Below are 21,979 nucleotides of genomic sequence, written 5' to 3'. Positions count from 1 at the left end.
CGATGGAGCGATGGATGGATTTCGACAGCCTGGATCGTCAGCTGCGCGACAGTGTGCAGGACCTGACACTCAGCCCGCAGGAGAAAACAGAGCTGCGCGAGCTGGGCGGCGAGTTGCCGCCGGATCGCGTGCGCTTCCTGCGCAACCGCGCCTTCGATATTGCCCGCGAGCAGATCCAGGCCGACCCGGCCGAGGCGCTGCCGCTGCTGAAATGGGTGGAGCAGATCGTGCGCACGCTGGACGTGGCGGTGGATGTGCCCGAGACCCAGACCAGCATCTATTTCTCCCCCGGCGATGCCTGCATGCAGCGCTTGCGTTCGCTCTGTGCCGGCGCACGGAAGACGTTGGATATCTGCGTGTTCACCATTTCCGATGACCGCCTGAGTGGCGTCATCCTGGACGCACACAAGCGCGGTGTGCAGGTGCGCATCATCAGCGACAACGACAAGGTGTACGACGACGGCAACGACATCCGCCGCCTGCATGAAGCGGGCATCGTCGTGCATGTGGACCACAGCCAGTACCACATGCACCACAAGTTCGCGGTGTTCGACGGCAAGCTGCTGGCCAACGGCAGCTTCAACTGGACGCGCACGGCCACCGAGTACAACGACGAGAACCTGGTGGTCACCAACGACCGCAACCTGGTGCGCAGTTTCGTGCAGCAGTTCGATGTGCTGTGGGGGCGCTACACGCCGCTTTGACGGCTGCCTGCAGGTTGCCCCGTCATTCCTGCCCGCGCGGGAATGACCGGCGCAGGCGCAACGCCGAACCGTTCGGTTCAGGCGGCAATCGGCGTATTCGGCGGTGACGACGGGCTGCTGCCGTTGTCGTCGGGGTGGTCGTCGTCATTGTCGGCATCGTCGCGCCAGCGCCAGTCGGCAAGGGTCAACGGCGCCATGCCATGGGCGATGCGTGCGCGGTCGCATTGCGAGCTGGCGCTGCCGTATTCCCAGGACGCATCCACCTCGCGGCACACGCTGGGCCGGTTGGGGTGGATGGTGCAGCGTGAATACACGCCGATTTCCGAATCCAGCGCCACGCAGCGGATGGGGTCCGAATAGGTGCCCTGCATGCACAGGCGATGCGGGTCCAGGCGTTGGGTCAGCTGGTGCGGAACGCCGCCCTCGGTCACTTCGTCCGATTCCATCCAATGGAAGGCGACGCGGTACTGAGTGCAGCAGGCGCCACAGGTAAGGCAGGGATGGGGCATGGGCGCGGCCTTCGGGCGGCGAATAGGACGGGGGGAAGGTGCGGAATTTTCCACGCTGCCGGCCCGCGCGCAAGATTTTTCTGCAGCGGCGACAATACAAAGATGAACAACGCTTGCAATATTGCCGCGCGCCTGCCCGAGTTGGCACGTGAACGGCCCGACCAGATTGCCATCCGCTGCCCGGGCAAAACCGGCGCCAATGGGATGGCTGCCTACGACGTCACCCTGGATTACCGCAGCCTGGACGCCCGCAGTGACGCCATCGGCGCGGGCCTGGCCGCCCATGGCATTGGCCGTGGCGTGCGCACGGTGGTGATGGTGCGGCCGGGGCCGGAGTTCTTCCTGCTGATGTTTGCCCTGTTCAAGATTGGCGCGGTGCCGGTGCTGGTGGATCCGGGCATCGACCGGCGCGCGCTGCGCCAGTGCCTGGACGAAGCGCAGGCCGAGGCGTTCATCGGTATTCCGCTGGCGCACCTGGCCCGGCGGCTGCTGGGTTGGGCCCGGTCGGCCAGGCATCTGGTCACAGTGGGCCGGCGCTGGGGCTGGGGCGGCACCACGCTGGCGCGGATCGAAGCCGCAGGCGCTGGCAAGGGCGGGCAACTGGCCGATACCGCGGCCGATGACGTGGCCGCCATCCTGTTCACCAGCGGCTCCACCGGCGTACCGAAGGGGGTGGTTTACCGCCATCGCCATTTCGTCGGCCAGGTGGAGCTGTTGGGCAACGCCTTCGGCATGCAGCCTGGCGGCGTCGACCTGCCCACGTTCCCGCCGTTTGCCCTGTTCGACCCCGCGCTGGGCCTGACCTCGGTGATCCCGGACATGGACCCGACCCGGCCGGGCAGCGCCGACCCGCGCAAGCTGCACGACGCCATCGCCCGCTTCGGCGTCACCCAGTTGTTTGGCTCCCCGGCATTGATGCGGGTGCTGGCCGAACATGGCCAGCCGCTGCCCACCATTACCCGCGCCACCTCGGCCGGCGCCCCGGTGCCGCCGGATACGGTGGCCAAGATCCGTTCACTGCTGCCAGAACACGCGCAGTTCTGGACGCCCTACGGCGCCACCGAATGCCTGCCCGTGGCGGTGATTGAAGGACGGCAGCTGCAGGAAACCCGCGCTGCCACCGAGCAGGGCGCCGGCACCTGTGTCGGCAGCGTGGTGCCACCCAATGAGGTGCGCATCATCGCCATCAGCGATGCCCCGATCGCCGATTGGAACGGCGTGCGTGAACTGCCTGATGGCGAAGTGGGCGAAATCACCGTGGTCGGCCCGACCACCACCGACAGTTACTTCAACCGCCCGCAGGCCACGGCGGCGGCCAAGATCCGCGAAGTGCTGGCCGACGGCAGCGAGCGCATCGTGCACCGCATGGGCGACGTGGGCTGGTTCGACGCACAGGGTCGGTTGTGGTTCTGCGGCCGCAAGACGCAACGTGTGGAAACCGCCAACGGAGCGCTGTACACCGAGCAGGTGGAGCCGATGTTCAACACCGTGGCCGGCGTGCGCCGCACCGCATTGGTTGGCGTGGGCGCATATGGCAGCCAGCGTCCGGTGCTGTGCTACGAACTGCTGCCTGGAGCGGATGCTGGCGACGTGGAAGCGCAACTGCGCGCGCTGGCCGCGGGTAAGCCCACACTGGCCGGCATTGACCAGTTCCTGCAGCACCCGGGCTTCCCGGTGGATATCCGGCACAACGCCAAGATCGGCCGCGAGAAGTTGGCGGTGTGGGCCGGCGAGCGGATCACGCGTTGAGCGTTTGAAGCCTTACCCCTCCCCAACCCTCCCCTTGGCTTCGCCAAAGGGAGGGGGTGGATTGCCCGCGCTGTGGCTGTTGCCTGTCCCCCTCCCTTGCGCAGCAGGGGAGGGTCGGGGAGGGGTGCTTTCCGCCTCAAACCCAAGGGAAAACCAAGCAGGTCAGACGCACGATGATCTGATGGCCCGCGCACTACATGGCTGCCAGCGTCTGCCCTTCGTCTATGACGGAGAGGTAGCACTCCATGGATCGGATGCGCGCGCGAGCAAGAAGACTGCGCAACAACCCCACCGACGCGGAAATGAAGTTGTGGCAGTTTCTGCGTCGTCGTCAGCTATGCGGCTTTCGTTTCCGCCGGCAGCTGCCGCTGGCGGGCTTTGTTGCGGATTTCATCTGTCTCGAACGTTGTTTGATCGTGGAGCTGGACGGTGGGCAGCATGTTGATCGGGCGCGGTATGACGCGCAGCGGACCGAAGCGCTGGAGGCGTTGGGTTATCGGGTGCATCGGTATTGGAATGATGCGGTGCTGAAGCAGATGCCGGAGGTGCTGGAAGACATTCTGCGAGCGCTACGGGAGAAGTGACGCTCTGCTGCAGAGCACCTCCCCAGCCCCCCTTGGCTGTGCCAAAGGGAGGGGAAGTTCGTCTGCGCGGTGGGAATTGCGCGCCGCTGCTGCTTCTGGCCCCCTCCCTTTGGCGCAGCCAAGGGGAGGGTTTGGGGAGGGGGAGCTTTCCAGACAACCGCCCAACAACAAGCACCCACAAGCGAAAGCCCGGCCCTCCCATTGCCAGTGCTGCGATACTTGCACCCGGAAGTGGCGGCACAGGGGCCGGCGCAGAGGTTATTGAACACATGAAGATTCTCGTCACCGGCGGCGGTGGTTTTCTGGGCCAGGCGCTGTGCCGTGGGCTGGTCGAGCGTGGGCATGAGGTGCTGAGCTTCAACCGCGGCCACTATCCGGCGCTGCAGACGCTGGGGGTGGGGCAGATACAGGGTGATCTGGCTGATGCCAATGCCGTGCACCATGCAGCCGCTGGAGTGGATGCGGTATTCCACAACGCGGCCAAGGCCGGTGCCTGGGGCAGCTATGACAGCTATTTCCAGGCCAATGTGGTGGGTACCCGCAATGTGCTGGCGGCCTGCCGCGCACAGGGCGTGGGCCGTCTGGTTTACACCTCAACGCCCAGCGTGACCCATCGCGCCACGCACCCGGTGGAAGGCCTGGGGGCGGATGAAGTGCCCTACGGTGAGGATTTCCAGGCGCCCTACGCGGCCACCAAAACCATCGCCGAGCAGGAAGTGCTGGCCGCCAACGATGCCGAACTGGCCACCGTGGCGCTGCGTCCACGGCTGATCTGGGGGCCGGGCGACAACCAACTGGTGCCGCGTCTGGCGCAGCGGGCGCACGCTGGCCGCCTGCGTTTCGTGGGTGATGGCAGCAACAAGGTGGACACCACCTTCATCGACAATGCCGCCCAGGCGCACTTTGATGCCTTCGATCACCTGGTGGTGGGCGCCGCGTGCGCGGGCAAGGCGTACTTCATCTCCAACGGTGAGCCGCTGCCGATGCGTGAACTGCTCAACCGCCTGTTGGCCGCGGTGGGCGCACCGGCGGTGGAGAAGACGATTTCGTTCAAGGCGGCGTATCGCATTGGTGCGGTCTGCGAAAAACTCTGGCCGCTGCTGCGCCTGCGTGGAGAGCCGCCGATGACGCGCTTCCTGGCCGAGCAGCTGTGCACGCCGCATTGGTATTCGATGGAGCCGGCACGGCGCGATTTCGGCTATGTGCCGAAGGTGTCGATCGAGGAGGGTTTGCGGCGGCTGCGGGAGAGTGCGTTGGCTGGGAAGGCTTAGGGCTCAAGGCGAGGAGCGGAAAAGCTGCCCTCACCCCGCTCCGTGCCCCGGCCCTTGCGCAAGGTCGTTCAAGGAGCAGCGAGCCCGTGGTTCGCAAGCTGCTCCTTTCACATCGCAAGTGGGAGAGGGGCTTTAAAGCAGGGAGCGCATGCTCTGCATGCCTGCGGCGCATCAACGCCTGAATACGCATTTCCACAATTCATCACTTCACGCTGATGCCGCGATCAGCACACTGCACGCGTGCTATCCATCATGTGAGGTTGCCATGCTGCATTACGCCGTCGTCTTCTTCGTCATCGCCATCATCGCCGCCGTGCTGGGCTTCAGCGGCATTGCCGGCGCGGCGAGCAACATCGCCTGGATCCTGTTCGTGGTGTTCCTGATCCTTGCGGTGATCTCGTTGTTCCGCAAGAAGGGCTAGGCCAGGCGAAACCAGGGCGAGCAACATCTGCAAAGCAAAGGCCCGCTCCGGATCCCGGGGCGGGCCTTTTCATTCCTGGGGCGGGGATATCAGGCCGAGGTGATGGAGCTGCGCAGCGCCTTGTCGGCGGCATGGCGCTCCAGCGCCAGTTCAATCAAACGGGTGATCAGCGCGGTGTAGCCCAGGCCGGTGGCGCCCCACAGCTTGGGATACATGCTGATCCGGGTGAAACCGGGCAGGGTGTTCAACTCGTTGATCACCACCTCGCCTGCGGGGGTGAGGAACACGTCCACGCGTGCCATGCCGATGCAATCCAGCGCCTGGTAGGCACGCAGGGCGATCTCGCGGATGCGCGCCTGTGCGTCGGCGGCAATGTCGGCCGGGATCACCGTCTCGGCGCCGTTGGCACTGATGTACTTGGTGTCGTAGGCGTAGAAATCGTCGTGCACCACGACTTCACCGCAGAGGCTGGCTTCGGGGAGTTCGTTGCCCAGCACCGCGCATTCGATCTCGCGGCCGCTGATGGCCGATTCCACCAGCACCTTGTGGTCGAAGGACAAGGCCAGCGCCATTGCGGTGTCGTACTCGGCGGCATTGCGCACCTTGCTCACGCCCACCGACGAGCCCTGGTTGGCGGGCTTCACGAACAACGGCGAACCCAGCTCGGCGCTCAGCGCGTCGTAGCGGGTGTTTGCCGCGCTGATGCGGTTGAGGCAGACAAACGGCGCGACCGCCAGGCCGGCATCGCGCAGCAGGCGCTTGGCCACGTCCTTGTCCATTGCCGCGGCCGCGCCCAGCACGCCGGGGCCGGCGAAGGGCAGGTTGAGCGTGCGCAGCAGGCCCTGCAGGGTGCCGTCTTCGCCCAGCGTGCCGTGCACGATGGGAAACACCACGTCGATCTGCGGCACGGGGCTGCCATCGGCGGCGATCAACTGGCCGTGCTCGGCGCCCGGCAGCACCGACAGCACCGGGCCACTCGTGTTCAGCGCGATGCGCTTGGGGTCATCGGCATGGAGCAGGAAGCTTGCGGCATCACACAGGTGCCACAGGCCCTGCTTGTCCACGCCGATCAGGCTGACGTCGAAGCGGTCCTTGTCCAGCGCGTCGAGGATGTTTTTCGCCGATTGCAGCGAGACCTCGTGTTCGGCCGAACGACCGCCGAAGATGATGCCAACGCGGGTCTTGCTCATTGCCTGTGTGCTCCAGCGGATATGTGGAAGGAAGTATGCATTTTGAGGGCGGGGAGTGGGGAATCGGGATTCGCTTAAAGCCGGGAATGGGGAATCGGGAGTGGGGATTCGTAAAGGCAAGGGCGTAAGCAACGGCAGGAGCAACAGCAAGAGCAAGAGCAGCGGCAACGGCACCCCTCCCCGGCCCTCCCCTGCGCTGTGCGCAAGGGAGGGAGTGGATCTTCGTGCGTAAGCGCTGCGCTTTTCCCCCTCCCTTTCACCGCAGGTGAAGGGGAGGGCCGGGGAGGGGTGCTCCTGTCTTTGCTTTTGCAGTTGCTTTCGCCTTCGCCTCTGCCTCTGCCTTTACGACTCCCCACTCCCGATTCCCTACTCCCGGCCTCCCCACTCCCAGCCCTCCGGTAGAATGCCCGGCATGTCTCCATCCCCCTTCAATGTCATCAAGCCGCTGGCCGGGCGTGCGCTGGAAGTGGCGCTCAACCGTGCGCTGGCACTGGATCCGGATACCCGCAACGCGCTGGCTGCACTGGATGGCCAGCGCATTGCGCTGACGCTGGAATCGCCATCGCTGGCCATGCAGATCGGCGTCAGTGGCCCACGGTTGACCGTGGGGCCGGTTGATCCTTCGCTGGAACCGGACCTGGCGGTGCGCAGCACCCTGGGTGGTGTGCTGGCGCAGTTGCCGTTCATGACCAACGCGCGCCGCAATGCGTCCGCGCCGGCGGGCCGGGTGAAGGTCTCCGGCGATGCCGAGCTGGCGCGCCGCCTGCAGCAGCTGGCCACGCGCTTTGACCCGGATTGGCAGCAGCCCTTCGTCAAGGCCTTTGGTGAGGTGCTGGGCGTGCAGATCGCGCAGACCCTGCGTTCGGCGCTGGTGCAGGCGCGTCGCAGTGCGAAGGATCTGGCCGAAAGCGCCGCCGAGTACGTCACCGAGGAGTCGCGCGACGTGGTGGCGCGGGCCGAACTGGATGCCTTCCACGATGATGTGGACGTGATCCGTGATGACGTCGAACGCCTGGCCGTGCGCGTGTCGCGCCTGCGCCAGCGCCTGGGAGGTGCCGCATGAAGGCCACCCGTGCGATGTTCCGCGCCAGCCGTATTGGCCGGGTGATGCTGCGTTATCGGCTGGATGACCTGCTCGACGGCACGCCGGTCGAGCGCTGGCTGCGCGTGGCCAAGCCGTTCGTGCCGCGTGCCAGTGCCGACATCGCCTCGCAGTCGCGTGGCGCGCGCCTGCGCCTGGCGCTGCAGGAGCTGGGGCCGATCTTCGTCAAGTTCGGGCAGATTCTTTCCACCCGCCGCGACCTGGTGCCGCCGGATGTCGCCGCCGAGTTGACCCTGCTGCAGGACCGGGTGAAGCCGTTCGACGGCGAGCGCGCGCTGCAGATCGTGGAGCAGGCGCTGGGCCTGCCGATCACCGAAGCCTTCGCCAGCTTTGACACCGCACCGCTGGCTTCGGCCTCCATCGCCCAGGTGCATGCGGCCACGCTGGACGGCGGCCGCCAGGTCGTCGTCAAGGTGCTGCGCCCGGATATCGAAAAGCAGATTGCCGGCGACATCGCGTTGCTGAAATCCCTGGCGGCGCTGGTCGAGCGCACCCATCCGCGTGCGGACAAGATCCGTCCGCGCGAAGTGGTGGCCGAAATCGAAACCACCCTGGCCGCAGAGTTGGACCTGCAGCGCGAGGGCGCCAACGCCAGCGTGTTGCGCCGGTTCTGGCAGGATTCGGACGATCTGTACGTGCCGGAAGTGATCTGGAGCCACACCGCCGAACGCGCGCTGACGCTGGAGCGGGTGTGGGGCATTCCCTCCGACGACATCGCCGCGCTGGACAAGGCCGGCATCGATCGCAAGGCGCTGGCGGCCAAGGGCGTGCGTGTGTTCTACACGCAGGTGTTCCGCGACAACTTCTTCCACGCTGATGCGCATGCCGGCAACATCTGGGTGGACATCGATCCGGCGCGCCGCGACAACCCGCGCTTCATCGCGCTGGATTTCGGCATCATGGGGCAGCTGTCGGAAGAAGATCAGTACTACCTGGCCGAGAATTTCATGGCCATCTTCAACCGCGACTACCGCCGTATCGCCGAGCTGCACCTGCAGGCGCAGTGGATGCCGAACACGGTGCGCATCGACGAGCTGGAAGCGGCAGTGCGTGCGGTCTGCGAGCCATATTTCACCCGGCCGCTGTCGCAGATTTCGCTGGCCGAAGTGCTGATGAAGCTGTTCCGCACTGCCCAGCGCTACCAGCTCACCTTGCAGCCGCAGTTGATCCTGCTGCAGAAGACACTGCTCAACATCGAGGGCGTGGGCCGCCAGCTCGACCCGCAGCTGGATATCTGGGAGGTGGCCAAGCCGGTGCTTGAACGCATCCTGCGCGAGCGTTACAGCCCGCGCCGTGCGCTGAAGGAACTGCGCAAGCGCCTGCCGGAAATCATGACCCAGGCCCCGGACATGCCGGCGCTGCTGCACAGCTGGCTGCGCCAGCAGGTGGAAGGCAAGCACGAGCTGGCGATGCGTTCGCAGGACATCATCAATCTCGACAACACCCTCAAGCGCATGCAGCGGCGGGTGATTACCGCGGTGACGGGTGTCGGCCTGGTGGTGGTGTCGGCGCTGCTGTACGGCCTGCAGGCCGGTGGCCCGCAATGGGCGTCGGTGCCGCTGTGGTCGTGGATCACCGGCGGCGTGGGCGTGCTGGCGCTGGCTTCGGCCTGGCTGCGGCGATGAGCGACGTGCTGGAAACCGCGGCAGCGGACGTGGTGTTCGCGCCGTTGCCGCTGCTGTACGAAGACCAATGGCTGGCGGTGGTGAACAAGCCGGCCGGGCTGATGGTCCACGACAGCAAGCTGGCACGGGGCGAAGACGACTTCCTGGCCGACCGCCTGCGCGAGCAGCTGGGCAAGCCGATCTTCCTGGTGCACCGGCTGGACCGCGCCACCAGCGGTTGCCTGCTGCTGGCCTTCGACCGCGACACCGCCAGCACGCTGGGCAAGGCCTTGATGGGCGGCGAGGTGAGCAAGGATTACCTCGCCATCTGTCGTGGCTGGCCGGCCGAGGATGCGTTCACGGTCGATCACGACCTGGACGGCGGCCCCGGCAAGCCGGTGAAAAAGCCCGCCATCACCCACTTCCAGAAGTTGCTGACCGGCGAGTTGCCGATTCCATCCAATGGCTTCCCGACCTCGCGTTATGCGCTGCTGCGTTGCCAGCCGCAGACCGGGCGTTTCCGGCAGATCCGCCGGCACCTGAAGCACCTGTTCCATCACCTGATTGGCGATACCAGCCACGGTGATGGGCGCCACAACCGCACTTTCCGCATGCAGGGCGTGCATCGCATGCTGCTGCATGCCGAGCGCTTGGCATTCCCGCATCCGCAGGGCGGGCGCGTTGATGTAAGCGCGCCGCTGGATCGCGAGTTCCAGAAGGCGATGGCGCTGTTTGGCTGGACGTGGGACAGCCCGGCTGAGTGATCGGTAGCGAAGGGGAGCCGGGTCGGTGGCGGTGACAGCACGATCGCGCTGTTGCTGCGTGTTGATGCCGTGAATTCATTCCTGCTGGCGAACTGGGAGCACCCCTCCCCAACCCTCCCCTTCGCGATGCGAAAGGGAGGGGGCACGAGCACTGCAATGACGGTTGCGACCATGCGTGCGACTGCACAATCAGTTCCCTCCCCTTCGCGAAGCGAAAGGGAGGGGGCACGAGCACTGCAATGACGGTTGCGACCATGCGTGCGACTGCACAATCAGTTCCCTCCCCTTCGCGAAGCGAAAGGGAGGGGGCACGAGCCCTGCAATGACGGTTGCGGCCATGCGTGTAACTGCACAATCAGCTCCCTCCCTCCCTTTCGCATCGCGAAGGGGAGGGTTGGGGAGGGGTGTCTTTGCGTTGGCAGCTGTCGCTCCGGCACGCAGGCCAGAGTGAAATTCCAGCGCGGTGGAAGCATGCCGATGCGGGGCCGGCAGCCCCGGCGCCTTGCCTGCCTACTTCTTTTCTTCGGCGATGATGGCTTCCAGGTCCTTCTGCAGGCTGGCCAGCAGGGGGTTCATCTTCTGCTGGATCGCCACCATCAGGTTCTGCATCAGGGCCGGGGTCTTGTCGAGCAGGCTCTGCCCGGCCGGGCTTTCATAGAACTCCGCCATTGCCAGTACGTCCTCCCTGGAGAACGACTGCTTGTACAGGTCCACGTACATCGGCCGCAGCTGCGACCATGACAGTGCCTCACGCAGGGTCTGCGAGGTGCGCTGCTGTATGCGCTGTATGCGCTCTTTCTGCTCGGGCGTGAGTGATTGATCGCGGGTCAGCTGGGCGAACTGCTGGGCCTGCATGGCCTCCATCTGCGGCAGCATCGAATCGAGCATGTTCTGCGCGCGTGAGGCCGCGAGCAGGCGGTTGATGTCGCTGTCCGAGGGCGGGGCCGCCGTCACCGCGGTGCTGCCCAACATCAGGGCGGCGGCCAGCAGCAGGCGTGGGAACCGGAAGAAAGCGCGAGCGTGATGGGCCACGGGGCCTCCTGGGAGACAAACAGGCCCTGAGCATACCGAGCCGGGGCGGCTGTCAACCACCCGGCGCAGAAATGCGCGGCGCCGGCGGACGAGCGGCGCCTGCTTTCACAGGCAAGCTGATGTTTTTATTGGCAATCAGGATTGCCAGCTGCCGCTTATCAGAAAATTGTGGCAATTTCACGACTGTACCCGTAGAAGTGCGATACACATCACATTACGGGGCGAGCAAACCCCGATGATGTCAACAGGGGGAACGTGGACAGGAACCACGTTCTTGGGAAGTGGGAAGGGAACGGGGCACTACGATGCACGCGTTGTCCAACCAATCAACGGTACTGGTCGTCGCCGGCTGGGTGGCGGTACTGACGCTGCTGCTTGCGTTTGTCCTGCTGGCGATCATTGTGGTGCTGCGCATCCGCGCGCAATGGCGCGAGCAGCGTGATGCACAGGCCCGGGAGCGCTGGGCGCAGATCATCCAGCGTGAGCTGGAAGGCGAGCCGTACAAGGGGCCGCCACTGCAACGCGGTGAAGTGGCCGGTTTCATCGAAGCCTGGAATACCACCCATGATTCGTTGGTCGAGGCCGACTCGCGGCGCCTGGCGGCGCTGGGCCAGCGCGTGGGGCTGGAGGAGGTATCGCCCCGCCTGCTGCGCGGCAGCTACCACGACCGTGCGATGACCATCATCGCCCTGGGCCACCTGCACGACCGGCGCCTGTTCGAGCGGCTGTCGCCGTTCCTCAGTGACCGCAGCCCGATTGTTTCGCTGTGTGCGGCGCGCGCGCTGGCGCAGGTGGATCCGCCACGGGCGATGGCGATGTTCGTGCCGATGATCGTTGAACGCAATGACTGGGTGCCGGGCAGTGTGGCGCGGATTCTGGCCGAGAACGTCGATGGCAGTGCCGCACGTGAAATCGGCAATGCCCTGCTGCGTGCCAATGCCGATACCACGGTGAAGCTGGTGCGTTTCCTGGCCGACATCGATGCCAAGCGCGCCGCCGAGGTGATACGGCAGTTGCTGGACGGGCATGTCGATGACCACATCATTTCGGTCTGCCTGCAGCTGGTGAACCAGAAGCAGGACCGGGAGCGGGTGATCGGTTTCCTGGCGGCGTCGCGTTGGCATGTGCGCATGCACGCGGCCACGGCACTGGGCCGCATCGGTGAGGCCGGGGACAGTACGCGGCTGGAGCCGCTGCTGGCCGACAGCGTGTGGTGGGTGCGCTACCGCACCGCACAGGCGCTGCTGGCGTTGACCGGGATGGGCGTGGAGGCGATGCGCGAGCTGCAGCGACGCCAGAGCGACCCCTACGGGCGCGACATCATCGAGCAGGTGCTGGCCGAGCACGGCCTGAGGAGCATGGCATGAGCGGGTATTGGCAGATGCTGGTCGCATACCTGCAGCAGGTGCCCTGGATAAAGGTCGCCGCCTCGATGCAATGGTTCTTCATGGCGTACTTCGTGGCGATCAACCTGGCCTACCTGCTGCTCAACTACATCTCGGCGTACCAGATCGTGCGCTACATGCGCGAGTACCGGGCCAACTACCTGCCACAGGCGCTGCGTGACTACCAGCCGCCGGTGAGCATCCTGCTGCCGGCCCACAACGAAGCACGCTCGGTGGTGTCCTCGGTCCGCTCGCTGTTGCGCACCCGCTACCCCGAGTTCGAGATCGTGGTGGTGAACGATGGTTCCAGCGATGCCACGCGCGAGGCGTTGATCGAGGCATTCGGCCTGGTGAAGGTGCCCGAAGCCTACCGTTCGCGCCTGCAGACCCAGCCTGTCCGCGGCGTCTATGCGTCGGCGCGTTATCCACGCGTGCACATGGTGGACAAGGAAAACGGCGGCAAGGCCGATGCGATCAATGCCGGTATCAACTGCGCGCGCTATCCGCTGTTCTGCGTGATGGATGCCGACAGCATCCTGCAGCCGGAGAGCCTGTCGCGGGTGGTGCGCCCGTTCCTGGAAGATCGCCGCGTGGTTGCCAGTGGTGGCGTGGTGCGCGTGCTCAACGGCTGCACCGTCACCGATGGCATGTTGTCCAAGGTCGGTTTGCCGAACAAATGGCTGCCCAGCTTCCAGCTGGTGGAATACCTGCGCGCGTTCCTGTTCGGGCGCATGGGCTGGTCACCGATGAATGCCCTGTTGATCATCTCCGGCGCGTTCGGGGTGTTTTACAAGGAGCGCGTGGTCGCCATTGGTGGCTACAAGGTGGACACCGTGGGCGAGGACATGGATCTGGTGCTCCGCCTGCATCGCAATCTGCGCGAGGAGGAGCGTGATTACCGCATCGTGTTCGTGCCCGATCCGGTCTGCTGGACCGAGGCGCCATCGGACATCGCCTCGCTGCGCAACCAGCGCGTGCGCTGGCAGCGCGGCCTGGCCGAGAGCCTGTGGTCGAACATCGGGCTGATGTTCAACCGTCGCGGTGGTGCGCCGGGCTGGGTGGCGTTCCCCTTCATGCTGCTGTTCGAGTTCCTCGGGCCGCTGATCGAGGTGGTGGGCTATGTCTCGATGATCGTGCTGGCGCTGGTCGGGCTGGTGCAGCTGGAGGTGTTCCTGGTGTTCCTGGCGGCGGCCGTGGGCATGGGCATCCTGCTGTCGGTGAACGCAATGCTGCTGGAAGAGCTTTCCTTCGGCCTGTTCTCCAAACCTTCACAGCAACTGCGCTTGTTTGTGGTGGCGGTGCTGGAGAACTTCGGCTACCGGCAGATCAATTCCATGTGGCGTTTCAGCGGCACCTTCGGTTGGCTGCTGAGCCGCAAGAAGCAGCGCCACAGCTGGGGAAAAATCAACCGTGACGGCTCCTGGCAACAGGTATCCACGGCCGGCGCTGCGTCGGCTCCCAAGAACGGCGCAGGTGAGGGGGGCGCCAAGCCATGATCCACAGGCACGATCCATACGCAGCAGGCAAACGCAGGACCACCGCGCCACTGCAGACATGGCTGCTGCTCGCGTGCACGCTGTGCCCGCTGCCATTGCTGGCACAGCAGGCCGAGCCCGGTGCATTGACCACGCAGATGCTGCAGGTACGCGACCTGGCTACCGGCGGCCAGCGGGCGCAGGCCATCGAGCGCTATACCGCGCTGCTGGCCGAGCACCCGGGCAATGGCGACCTGTTGCTGGCGCGTGGGCGCACCTATGCCTGGGACGGGCAATACGCCGCCGCCGAAAGCGACCTGAAAACCGTGGTGCAGAACAGCCCGAACTATGCCGATGCGTGGTCGGCACTGGGCGACACCTACCGTTGGAGTGACCGCCCGCAGCAGGCGCAGGAGGCCTATACCCGCTGGGTGGAACTGGCACCGCAGGATCCACAGGCACGCATCGCGCGCGGCCGTGCCCTGCGCGACAGTGGCCAGTTTGCCGCGGCCCGGGCCGACTTTGATGCCGCCGCCACGCTGGGGGCTGATCCAGCCGAGATCGCCAGCCTGCAGCAGAGCCTGCTGCCACGCATGGCCAACCCGGATATCGTGGCCGGCGGCGGTTACCTGTGGAGCGCCAGCGCCGGCTGGGACCACACCGGCTTCAGTGGCGACCGCCAGAGCTGGAACGATGCGGACCTGACGATACGCCGCCAGTTCAGCCGTGGCTCGCTGGGGCTGGAGCTGCTGCGCGCCGATCATTTCGGCCAAAGCGACATGGCCTGGGCGCTGGATGGCTATGTTCCGTTGTGGCAACGCGCCTATGCCAACCTGCGTTACCAGCACGGCCCGTCCGATGGCATGTTGCCGCGCCAGGCGTGGCGGGTGGAGGTGTTCCAGGGCGTGGGCAGTGGCTGGGAGTTGTCGGCCAGCGTCGACCACCTGCGCTTCTCCGATGACACCGAATTCTATGGCGTGGGCGTGGGCCGCTATGTCGGCAACTGGTATGGGCGCTACAAGCTGCAGCATGTGCCGGGCGTGGGCTCGGGCAGCTGGAGCCACCGCCTGCTGCTGCGCAATTACTACAACGGCGATGCCGACGACTACCTGGAAATGAGCGTGAGCAGCGGCCGCAGCAGCGACCTGGACCGCTTTGGCAGCGTCGTGCGGGACAGCAATGCCGCCATTGGTATTGCCTGGAAGCACTACTTCACGCCGCAATGGGGCTTCAAGATCGGTGCTGGCTATGCCGACGATGACGGTGGCTACGACGAGCAGCGCTTCTCGCTGTCGCTGTACACCCGCTGGTAGCGGAGGTGATGTAGATGACCACCGAGCACGTTGCCAGCGCCTGGTCGCGGTTTTCCTCCGCATTCCCCGCATTGCTGATGGCGCAGTTCGTACTCGTTGCCGGCGCGGTGCTCAACGGTGTTGCCGGTGCCAGCTGGGACGGCAACCAGAAATGGGCCATTGCCGGTGTTGCCCTGGTGCAGGCACTGCTGGTGCTGCTGCGGGCCGCGCCGATTCTGCTATTGCTGTCATTGCCGGTGCTGGCGCTGAAGCGACCCTGGCTGCGGGGTGTGGCGCTGGCCGTGCTGTGGTCGGTGTTCATCGCGGTGCAGGCAATGCTGGACCAGTATTACCAGGTGGCGCATGTGCCGCTGGGCGCGGACCTGTTTGGCTACGGCCTTGCCGAAATACGCACCACGCTGGCCGACGGCGCGCCATTGAATCCGCGCAACCTGCTTTCACTGCTGCTGCCCCTGCTCGTGTTGTGGGTAGGCCTGTGGTGGTGGGCGCGGCGTGATCCACGCGGTTCGACGCGGTGGACCACCGCACTCTTCGTGGCGGGCCTGCTGCTGTGGCTGGTGCCGTTGCCTGCCGGCGCCGGCAGCCTGAAGGATGACGCCGCGCGTGAGCTGGCCTGCAACAAGCTGGCCTGGTTCAGTGCGGATGTACGGCGCTGGTCAGGCGACGATGCGCAGGCGACATTGCCGGTAGCCGCCGGATCGGCAGGCAATGCTGCTGAGCCGGCATTGAATCCGACGTTCCCGTTCCTGCGCGTGGAGCAGACCCCCGATGCGCTGGGGCCGTATTTCTCGAAGACCGCCGATGGCCGCCCGCCCAACGTGGTGGTGATCGTGGTGGAGGGCCTGGGCCGCTCGTTCTCCGGGCCACAGGCCACGCTGGGCAGCTTCACTCCATTTTTGGATGAGCTTGCCGCGCGCAGCCTGTACTTCGACAGCTTCCTCGCCAACCAGGGCCGCACCTTTGGCGTGCTGCCAACGCTGTTTGGTTCGCTGCCGTTTGCCGAGGAAGGCTTCGCCGCACTGGGGGAGCGCATGCCCGCGCATCCGGGCCTGTTCAATGTGCTGGGCAGGCAGGGTTACCACACCGCGTTCTACAACGGCACCGACACCGCCTTCGACAACGAGCGTGGCTACCTGCAGTTGCAGCAGGTGCAGCGGATCGTGGACATGCCGAGTTTTGGCACGGGTTACCAGCGCAATCCGTTCAGCGCCTGGGGCTACCCGGACAAGGAACTGGTGTCCCGGGTTCTGGCCGACAACGCGCATCTGAAGACACCGTTTGCGCTGGCCATCCAGACCATCTCCATGCACACCAGCTACCAGTTCCCGGGGCAGGACGCCTACCGTGCGCGCTTTGAGCAACGCATGAAGGAACTGGGCATTCCCGAGACGCGGCTGGCGTCCTACCGGGCCAATGCCGACATCTACAGCACCATCCTGTACACCGACGACCAGCTGCGGCGCTACTTTGAAACCGTGGCCGACATGCCGTGGTATGCCAATACGATTTTCGTGGTCACCGGCGACCACCGCCTGCCGGAAATTCCGATGGGCGAGCACATGGACCGCTACCACGTGCCGTTGATCATCTTCTCGCCGCTGCTCAAGCAGCCCGGGCGCATCGCGGCGGTGTCCTCGCAACTGGACGTCACCCCGTCGTTGCTGGCGTTGCTGTCCAATACCTATGGCCTGCAGCGCCCGGCGCGTACGCCGTGGCTGGGAAGCGGTCTGGACATGCACGAAGGTTTCCGCAACATCCAGCAACTGCCGTTGAAGCAGACCAAGACCAGTGCGCCGGAATATCTGGCGGGCCGCTGGTGGCTGCGTGATGGCAAGTTGTACGCATTGCAGGAAGGCATGCATCTGGTGCCGGCCGACGACAGCGCCGTGCAGGCCTGGGTGACGCAGCGCCTGCAGCGTTATGCGCAGGCCAATGCGATCTTCATGCAACAAGGCGCACTGACGCCGGACGGCAGTGAGGCCGGTCTGGTGGCCTACCAGGCAAGCACACGGCCAGCGCCGGTGGCGATGGAGGCGCCAGCGGCGCACGGGCTGACACTGGATACGGCGCAGCTGGCGATGGCCGCCGATGGCATGCAGCTGACGGCGTTGTTCCGCAACGGCGATGGCACGCCCAGCCGTACCTTCGTGCCGCTGGCGGTAGTGGCCAGTGAGGACGGCCGCGAACTGCAGGAGGTCTACGGCCACGCGCTGCAGTTGCCGGCCAGTGGCAGCCAGCAGGTGCAACTGCGGCTGCGGCGGCCACAGGATTGCAGGGGGCGTTGTTACGTTTCGGTATTCCCGTCCGACCCCGACACCGGCAAGGCCATCGGCCAAGGGCGTTATCGCCTGCCGGTGGATACCGCCACCACGGGAGGCCAACCCTGATGTCCCTGTTACGACTGGTGTTGCTGCTGATGCTGTGCGCGCTGCCCCTCTCCGTGATGGCTTCGGCAAGCCGCGCGGTATGGACGTGGGAAGCGGAGTCCTACGCGATGCTGGAAGACCCGGCCGTCGCGGAGGAGGCCGCGGCCTACCTGAAGTCGCAGCGCATCGACACGGTGTACCTGTATGCCGATGCCTTCCGGGGCCGCAATCTGATCGTCGAGCGGCCACAGCTGTACCGCGACTTCATCACCGGCATGCATCGCCGGGGAATGAAGGTGTATGCATTGCTGGGCTCGGCGTATCTCAATACCGAGAACTATGTGTTGCCCTCGCACCGTGCCGAGGCCGAGGCGATGTTCCGGCGCGTGGTTGAGTACAACGCCGCCGCACCGGAGGCCGCACGCTTTGACGGCGCCAACCTGGATATCGAGCCGCACATCCTCGACCAATGGGAAGACGACACGCGCGAAGGCCTGTTGGCCGGCTTCCTGGACATGAGCGATGCGCTGATGCGGATCAAGCGCGAGCACGGCGCCACGCTTGCGGTGGGGCCGGCGATTCCGTTCTGGCTCGACGGCATCGAGCTGGAGTGGAAGGGCACGCGGCGCCCGGTCAGCGAGCACACCATCGACCTCTACGATTACGTCGCGCTGATGGACTACCGCGACAAGGCCGAAGGCAGCGACAGCATCCTGTCGCACGCGGCCAGCGAGATTGTCTATGCCAACCGCGTCGGCAAGAAGGTGGTGATTGGCCTGGAGGTGTCGTCCAACGACATCGACAAGGTCACCTTCCACGAGGAAGGGCCGAAGGTGTTCGAGCAGGAAGTGCGCAAGGTGGAGCGCGCGCTGGGGGCCGAGCCATCGTTTGCGGGTTTTGCGATTCACCACTACCGCGCGTACCGGCGCTGGGCGGCGCAGGATTGGGATTGATCTGAAAGTGCGCCGCTAACAGCACCCCTCCCCAGCCCTCCCCTTCGCGGGGCGAAAGGGAGGGGGCGGTTCTGCATGATTTGTCAGTTCGGGTCGAAAGCCGCTTTTTTCCCCCTCCCTTTCGCAAAGCGAAGGGGAGGGGCGGGGAGGGGTGCTTCTGCCGTAGTCGTAAAAGCAGACAACGCCCCGGCTCCGCTTACAATGCGCCGCTATGGCAGTGGGCATGATCGAAATCTCGGAACGGCTGGCGATACCGGAAACGGAGATCGTCGAACGTTTCGTGCGCGCCAGCGGTGCCGGCGGCCAGAACGTCAACAAGGTCTCCACCGCGGTGGAACTGCGCTTTGACATCGCCAACTCGCCGTCACTGCCCGAGTCGCTGCGTGAGCGCCTGCTGGCCCGCCGCGACCGGCGCATGACCGGCGAGGGCGTGCTGGTGATCGATGCACAGCGCTTCCGCACCCAGGACCGCAACCGGCAGGATGCACGCGAGCGCCTGGTGGGCTTCATCCAGGCCGGGCTGTCCGTGCCCAAGCCGCGCGTGGCGACCAAGCCGACCTACGGCTCCAAGCTGCGCCGGCTGGATCAGAAAAAGGAACGCGCGCAGGTCAAACGCGGCCGTTCAACACGCAACTGGGAGTAGTGCTTGAGCAATCCTGAGCCGGTGGTGCCTGTCATTCCACCGAACATGCCGCAGGTCAGGGCGGGCGCATTCACCCGCTGGCTGGGGCGCAGCATCCTGCGCCTGGGCGGTTGGCGCGTCCGTGGGCCGATCCCGGACCTGGCCAAGGCGGTGGTCATCGCCGCGCCGCATACTTCCAACTGGGACGGGCTGTGGGGCCTGGCAGCCAAGATGGCCGTGGGCGTGGAAGCGCGCATCCTCGGCAAGGACAAGCTGTTCTGGTGGCCGCTGGGCGCGGTGTTGCGCAGCCTGGGCGTGGTGCCGCTGGACCGCAGTTCGCCGCAGGGCACGGTTGGCCAGGCGGTGGAGATGATCCGCAGCAGCGAGCGCATCTGGTACGCACTGGCACCGGAAGGCACGCGCAAGCCGGTCAAGGAATGGAAGGGCGGCTTTTTGAAGATCGCGCGGCTGGCCGAGGTGCCGGTGATCCCGGCGTATTTCCATTACCCGGAGCGGGTGATTGGTTTTGGCCCGGCCTTCCATACCACCGGCGACGACGCGGCCGACATGGCCAGCATCCGCCAGTGGTACCGGCAGTGGATGGGCAAGAACCGGCGCGGCGGCTGACGCCCGCTGCCAACACAGGCCAGGCGTGATGGCGCCACCATCGGCACATGCCGGGCCGGTGGCAACGGAGTAGGGTTGTGGGCTGTCCGAAGCCCGTTCCCAAGGAGCCGTTTCATGTCGCGTACCGTTGTCCTGGCCGCCGCCATCAGCCTTGCGCTGGCCGCCTGTTCCGGCAAGGAGTCCACCACCCCCGTGAGCACCGATACCCCCGCCACCGCCGGTCAGCCGGCCGAAGCCTCGACCAATCCGTTCATGGCGGCGAGCACGCTGCCGTTCCAGGCGCCGGCGTTCGACAAGATCAAGGACAGTGACTACCTGCCTGCTTTTGAAGAAGGCATGCGTCAGCACCTGGTCGAGATCAAGCAGATCACCGACAACGCCCAGCCGGCCACCTTCGACAACACCCTGCTGCCGATGGAGCAGTCCGGCGCCATCCTGGACCGCGTCAGCCGCGTGTTCTTCAGCGTGGTGCAGGCCGATACCAACCCGGAGCGGCAGAAGATCCAGGAAGACGTGGTGCCGAAGCTGGCCGCGCACAGCGACGCCATCTACCTGGATGCCAAGCTGTTCGAGCGCGTGAAGTCGGTATACGACGCGCGCGAAAGCGCTGGGCTGGAGCCGGAACAGTTGCGCGTGGTCGAGGAGACCTACAAGGGCTTCGTCAAGGCCGGTGCGCAGCTCAATGACGCCGACAAGGAAACCCTGAAGCAGTACAACGCCGAAGAAGCCACCCTGTCCAACGACTTCCACAACAAGCTGGTGGCCGCGACCGCCGCCGGTGCGGTGACCATCGAGGACAAGGCGCAGCTGGCCGGTCTGTCCGATGCCGACATCGCCGCAGCCGAGGAGGCCGCCAAGGGCCGCAAGCTCGACGGCAAGTGGGTGCTGAGCCTGCAGAACACCACCCAGCAGCCGGCACTGACCTCGCTGCAGGATCGCGACGTGCGCGCCAAGGTGCTGGACGCCTCGGAAACCCGCACCGAGCACGGCGACGCCAACGACACCCGCCAGATCATCCAGCGCCTGGCGCAGCTGCGCGCGGCCAAGGCCAAGCTGCTCGGCTTCCCGAACTACGCCGCCTACAACCTCACCGACCAGATGGCGCAGAACCCGGCCAACGCGCTGAAGCTGCTCACTGATACGGTTCCGGCGGCGACCGCCAAGGCGCGTGGCGAGCTGGCCGAAATCCAGCAGGTAATCGACGCCCAGAAGGGCGGCTTCAAGGCGGCCGCATCGGATTGGGACTTCTACGCCGAGCAGGTGCGCAAGGCCAAGTACGACCTGGACGAATCGCAGATCAAGCCGTATTTCGAGATGGACAACGTGCTGCAGAACGGCGTGTTCTTCGCCGCCAACCAGCTGTACGGCGTGACCTTCAAGGAGCGCACCGATCTGCCGGTCTATCACCCGGACGTGCGTGTGTTCGAGGTGACCGATGCCAACGGCCAGCCGCTGGCGCTGTTCTACGCGGACTTCTACAAGCGTGACAGCAAGTCCGGTGGCGCGTGGATGGATGTGTTCGTCGAGCAGAATGGCCTGACCGGCACCAAGCCGGTGGTCTACAACGTGTGCAACTTCACCAAGCCTGCCGCCGGCCAGCCCGCGCTGCTGAGCTGGGACGACGTGACCACGATGTTCCATGAGTTTGGCCACGCCCTGCATGGCATGTTCTCCAACACCAAGTACCCGAGCGTGGCCGGCACCGGCGTACCGCGTGACTTCGTCGAGTTCCCGTCGCAGTTCAACGAGCACTGGGCCTCGGCCCCGAAGGTGTTTGCCAACTACGCCAAGCACTACCAGACCAAGGCGGCGATGCCGCAGGAGCTGGTGGACAAGATCGCCAAGGCCAAGACCTTCAACCAGGGCTACATGACCACCGAATACCTGTCGGCGGCGTTGCTGGATATGGCATGGCACACGCAGGGTGCCGACGCACCGCTGCAGGACGTGGACACGTTCGAGGCCAACGCGCTCAAGCGCTTCAAGGTGGACCTGGCACAGGTGCCGCCGCGTTACCGCAGCAGCTACTTCGACCACATCTGGGGTGGCGGTTACTCGGCCGGTTATTACGCCTATTTCTGGGCGGAAATGATCGACCACGACGCCTTTGAGTGGTTCAAGGAAAACGGTGGCCTGACCCGTGAGAACGGCCAGGTATTCCGCGACAAGATCCTGTCCATCGGCAACACCCGCGACCTGTCCACCGCCTACCGCGACTTCCGCGGCAAGGACCCGAGTGTGGAACCGCTGCTGCACAACCGTGGTTTGAAGTAATCGCGGTCAGCAGGCTGCAATGAAGCAACACGAA

At 65.5% G+C, this 21,979-nt stretch carries 19 protein-coding genes; 16 read left to right on the top strand and 3 right to left on the bottom strand.

Translation table 11 applies throughout. The features are described from left to right. Positions 1-14: 14 nt before the first annotated feature. Complete coding sequence (locus ACVOLO_RS08465; RefSeq protein ID WP_481569803.1) at positions 15-704, top strand: phospholipase D-like domain-containing protein; 690 nt, start codon at positions 15-17, stop codon at positions 702-704. 77 nt (positions 705-781) lie between these two features. Here ACVOLO_RS08465 and ACVOLO_RS08460 read toward each other — a convergent pair whose 3' ends face one another. Beyond that, positions 782-1,213, bottom strand: a complete 432-nt coding sequence (locus ACVOLO_RS08460; protein ID WP_481569802.1) for a YkgJ family cysteine cluster protein — start codon at positions 1,211-1,213, stop codon at positions 782-784. Between the two features lie 102 nt (positions 1,214-1,315). On the opposite strand from ACVOLO_RS08460, the gene oleC reads away from it, so the two are divergent. From oleC to ACVOLO_RS08440, 4 genes are all read left to right on the top strand, one after another. Continuing rightward, complete coding sequence (gene oleC / locus ACVOLO_RS08455; RefSeq protein WP_481569801.1) at positions 1,316-2,962, top strand: olefin beta-lactone synthetase; 1,647 nt, start codon at positions 1,316-1,318, stop codon at positions 2,960-2,962. 245 nt (positions 2,963-3,207) lie between these two features. Then, positions 3,208-3,546 carry an endonuclease domain-containing protein gene (locus ACVOLO_RS08450; RefSeq protein ID WP_481569800.1) on the top strand — a complete coding sequence of 113 codons (339 nt, stop codon included), beginning with the start codon at positions 3,208-3,210 and terminating at the stop codon, positions 3,544-3,546. 269 nt (positions 3,547-3,815) lie between these two features. Further along, on the top strand, positions 3,816-4,817 hold the full coding sequence (gene oleD, locus ACVOLO_RS08445) for a 2-alkyl-3-oxoalkanoate reductase (protein ID WP_481569799.1): 1,002 nt from the start codon (positions 3,816-3,818) through the stop codon (positions 4,815-4,817). Positions 4,818-5,082: 265 nt separating this feature from the next. Next, complete coding sequence (locus ACVOLO_RS08440; protein ID WP_065868112.1) at positions 5,083-5,238, top strand: DUF1328 domain-containing protein; 156 nt, start codon at positions 5,083-5,085, stop codon at positions 5,236-5,238. A gap of 89 nt (positions 5,239-5,327) precedes the next feature. On the opposite strand, the gene ddlA is transcribed toward ACVOLO_RS08440, so the two are convergent. Further along, positions 5,328-6,428: a D-alanine--D-alanine ligase gene (gene ddlA, locus ACVOLO_RS08435; protein WP_481569798.1), complete on the bottom strand. Its 1,101-nt coding sequence runs from the start codon at positions 6,426-6,428 to the stop codon at positions 5,328-5,330. 412 nt (positions 6,429-6,840) lie between these two features. Here ddlA and ACVOLO_RS08430 point away from each other — a divergent pair, with 412 nt between their 5' ends. The 3 genes from ACVOLO_RS08430 to ACVOLO_RS08420 are packed head-to-tail and all read left to right on the top strand — an operon-like array spanning position 6,841 to position 9,898. After that, entirely contained in the window at positions 6,841-7,491 is a 651-nt protein-coding gene (locus ACVOLO_RS08430; RefSeq protein WP_481569797.1) for a ubiquinone biosynthesis accessory factor UbiJ, read from the top strand. Then, on the top strand, positions 7,488-9,155 hold the full coding sequence (ubiB, locus tag ACVOLO_RS08425) for a ubiquinone biosynthesis regulatory protein kinase UbiB (RefSeq protein WP_481569796.1): 1,668 nt from the start codon (positions 7,488-7,490) through the stop codon (positions 9,153-9,155). The genes ACVOLO_RS08430 and ubiB overlap by 4 nt, the downstream gene beginning before the upstream one ends. Beyond that, the gene (locus ACVOLO_RS08420; RefSeq protein ID WP_481569795.1) at positions 9,152-9,898 is read left to right on the top strand and encodes a pseudouridine synthase; all 747 of its coding nucleotides are present in this window, start codon (positions 9,152-9,154) and stop codon (positions 9,896-9,898) included. Before ubiB ends, ACVOLO_RS08420 begins: the two co-directional genes overlap by 4 nt. 510 nt (positions 9,899-10,408) lie before the next feature. Here ACVOLO_RS08420 and ACVOLO_RS08415 read toward each other — a convergent pair. Further along, positions 10,409-10,870 (bottom strand): DUF2059 domain-containing protein, encoded by a 462-nt coding sequence (locus ACVOLO_RS08415; RefSeq protein WP_481569831.1) that lies wholly within the window; start codon positions 10,868-10,870, stop codon positions 10,409-10,411. A 365-nt stretch (positions 10,871-11,235) separates the two neighbouring features. Between ACVOLO_RS08415 and ACVOLO_RS08410 the strand changes: the two genes are divergently transcribed. The 8 genes from ACVOLO_RS08410 to dcp all read left to right on the top strand — a co-directional run bounded on the left by ACVOLO_RS08410 (position 11,236) and on the right by dcp (position 21,945). Further along, on the top strand, positions 11,236-12,297 hold the full coding sequence (locus ACVOLO_RS08410; protein WP_481569794.1) for a HEAT repeat domain-containing protein: 1,062 nt from the start codon (positions 11,236-11,238) through the stop codon (positions 12,295-12,297). Then, the gene (locus ACVOLO_RS08405) at positions 12,294-13,811 is read left to right on the top strand and encodes a glycosyltransferase family 2 protein (RefSeq protein ID WP_481569793.1); all 1,518 of its coding nucleotides are present in this window, start codon (positions 12,294-12,296) and stop codon (positions 13,809-13,811) included. The genes ACVOLO_RS08410 and ACVOLO_RS08405 overlap by 4 nt, the downstream gene beginning before the upstream one ends. Then, positions 13,808-15,103: a YaiO family outer membrane beta-barrel protein gene (locus tag ACVOLO_RS08400; RefSeq protein ID WP_481569792.1), complete on the top strand. Its 1,296-nt coding sequence runs from the start codon at positions 13,808-13,810 to the stop codon at positions 15,101-15,103. Before ACVOLO_RS08405 ends, ACVOLO_RS08400 begins: the two co-directional genes overlap by 4 nt. Before the next feature lie 14 nt (positions 15,104-15,117). Continuing rightward, a complete protein-coding gene (locus ACVOLO_RS08395; RefSeq protein ID WP_481569791.1) occupies positions 15,118-17,490 on the top strand; it encodes an LTA synthase family protein in 2,373 nt (790 codons plus the stop codon). Beyond that, complete coding sequence (locus ACVOLO_RS08390) at positions 17,490-18,422, top strand: hypothetical protein (RefSeq protein WP_481569790.1); 933 nt, start codon at positions 17,490-17,492, stop codon at positions 18,420-18,422. The genes ACVOLO_RS08395 and ACVOLO_RS08390 overlap by 1 nt, the downstream gene beginning before the upstream one ends. Positions 18,423-18,633: 211 nt before the next feature. Beyond that, on the top strand, positions 18,634-19,065 hold the full coding sequence (gene arfB, locus ACVOLO_RS08385) for an alternative ribosome rescue aminoacyl-tRNA hydrolase ArfB (RefSeq protein ID WP_481569789.1): 432 nt from the start codon (positions 18,634-18,636) through the stop codon (positions 19,063-19,065). 3 nt (positions 19,066-19,068) lie between these two features. Then, positions 19,069-19,671 (top strand): lysophospholipid acyltransferase family protein, encoded by a 603-nt coding sequence (locus ACVOLO_RS08380; protein WP_481569788.1) that lies wholly within the window; start codon positions 19,069-19,071, stop codon positions 19,669-19,671. A gap of 114 nt (positions 19,672-19,785) precedes the next feature. Next, positions 19,786-21,945, top strand: coding sequence for a peptidyl-dipeptidase Dcp (dcp, locus tag ACVOLO_RS08375; protein ID WP_481569787.1), 2,160 nt, complete (start codon positions 19,786-19,788; stop codon positions 21,943-21,945). The last annotated feature ends 34 nt before the right edge of the window (positions 21,946-21,979 follow it).

It is taken from the genome of Stenotrophomonas sp. STEN056 (assembly GCF_056759635.1).
The sequence above is the reverse complement of the archived record's forward strand: the minus strand, read 5'-3'. Positions and strand labels throughout refer to the sequence as shown.

What these genes read in the sequence shown, in the direction of transcription:
- ACVOLO_RS08465 (WP_481569803.1), top strand. Translation starts at nt 15, where the DNA reads ATGGATTTCGACAGCCTGGATCGTCAGCTGCGCGACAGTGTGCAGGAC.
- oleC (WP_481569801.1), top strand. Translation starts at nt 1,316, where the DNA reads ATGAACAACGCTTGCAATATTGCCGCGCGCCTGCCCGAGTTGGCACGT.
- ACVOLO_RS08405 (WP_481569793.1), top strand. Translation starts at nt 12,294, where the DNA reads ATGAGCGGGTATTGGCAGATGCTGGTCGCATACCTGCAGCAGGTGCCC.
- ddlA (WP_481569798.1), bottom strand. Translation starts at nt 6,428, where the DNA reads ATGAGCAAGACCCGCGTTGGCATCATCTTCGGCGGTCGTTCGGCCGAA.
- ACVOLO_RS08450 (WP_481569800.1), top strand. Translation starts at nt 3,208, where the DNA reads ATGGATCGGATGCGCGCGCGAGCAAGAAGACTGCGCAACAACCCCACC.
- ACVOLO_RS08410 (WP_481569794.1), top strand. Translation starts at nt 11,236, where the DNA reads ATGCACGCGTTGTCCAACCAATCAACGGTACTGGTCGTCGCCGGCTGG.
- dcp (WP_481569787.1), top strand. Translation starts at nt 19,786, where the DNA reads ATGTCGCGTACCGTTGTCCTGGCCGCCGCCATCAGCCTTGCGCTGGCC.
- ACVOLO_RS08390 (WP_481569790.1), top strand. Translation starts at nt 17,490, where the DNA reads ATGTCCCTGTTACGACTGGTGTTGCTGCTGATGCTGTGCGCGCTGCCC.
- ACVOLO_RS08395 (WP_481569791.1), top strand. Translation starts at nt 15,118, where the DNA reads ATGACCACCGAGCACGTTGCCAGCGCCTGGTCGCGGTTTTCCTCCGCA.
- ubiB (WP_481569796.1), top strand. Translation starts at nt 7,488, where the DNA reads ATGAAGGCCACCCGTGCGATGTTCCGCGCCAGCCGTATTGGCCGGGTG.
- arfB (WP_481569789.1), top strand. Translation starts at nt 18,634, where the DNA reads ATGGCAGTGGGCATGATCGAAATCTCGGAACGGCTGGCGATACCGGAA.
- ACVOLO_RS08460 (WP_481569802.1), bottom strand. Translation starts at nt 1,213, where the DNA reads ATGCCCCATCCCTGCCTTACCTGTGGCGCCTGCTGCACTCAGTACCGC.
- ACVOLO_RS08400 (WP_481569792.1), top strand. Translation starts at nt 13,808, where the DNA reads ATGATCCACAGGCACGATCCATACGCAGCAGGCAAACGCAGGACCACC.
- ACVOLO_RS08415 (WP_481569831.1), bottom strand. Translation starts at nt 10,870, where the DNA reads ATGTTGGGCAGCACCGCGGTGACGGCGGCCCCGCCCTCGGACAGCGAC.
- oleD (WP_481569799.1), top strand. Translation starts at nt 3,816, where the DNA reads ATGAAGATTCTCGTCACCGGCGGCGGTGGTTTTCTGGGCCAGGCGCTG.
- ACVOLO_RS08440 (WP_065868112.1), top strand. Translation starts at nt 5,083, where the DNA reads ATGCTGCATTACGCCGTCGTCTTCTTCGTCATCGCCATCATCGCCGCC.
- ACVOLO_RS08420 (WP_481569795.1), top strand. Translation starts at nt 9,152, where the DNA reads ATGAGCGACGTGCTGGAAACCGCGGCAGCGGACGTGGTGTTCGCGCCG.
- ACVOLO_RS08430 (WP_481569797.1), top strand. Translation starts at nt 6,841, where the DNA reads ATGTCTCCATCCCCCTTCAATGTCATCAAGCCGCTGGCCGGGCGTGCG.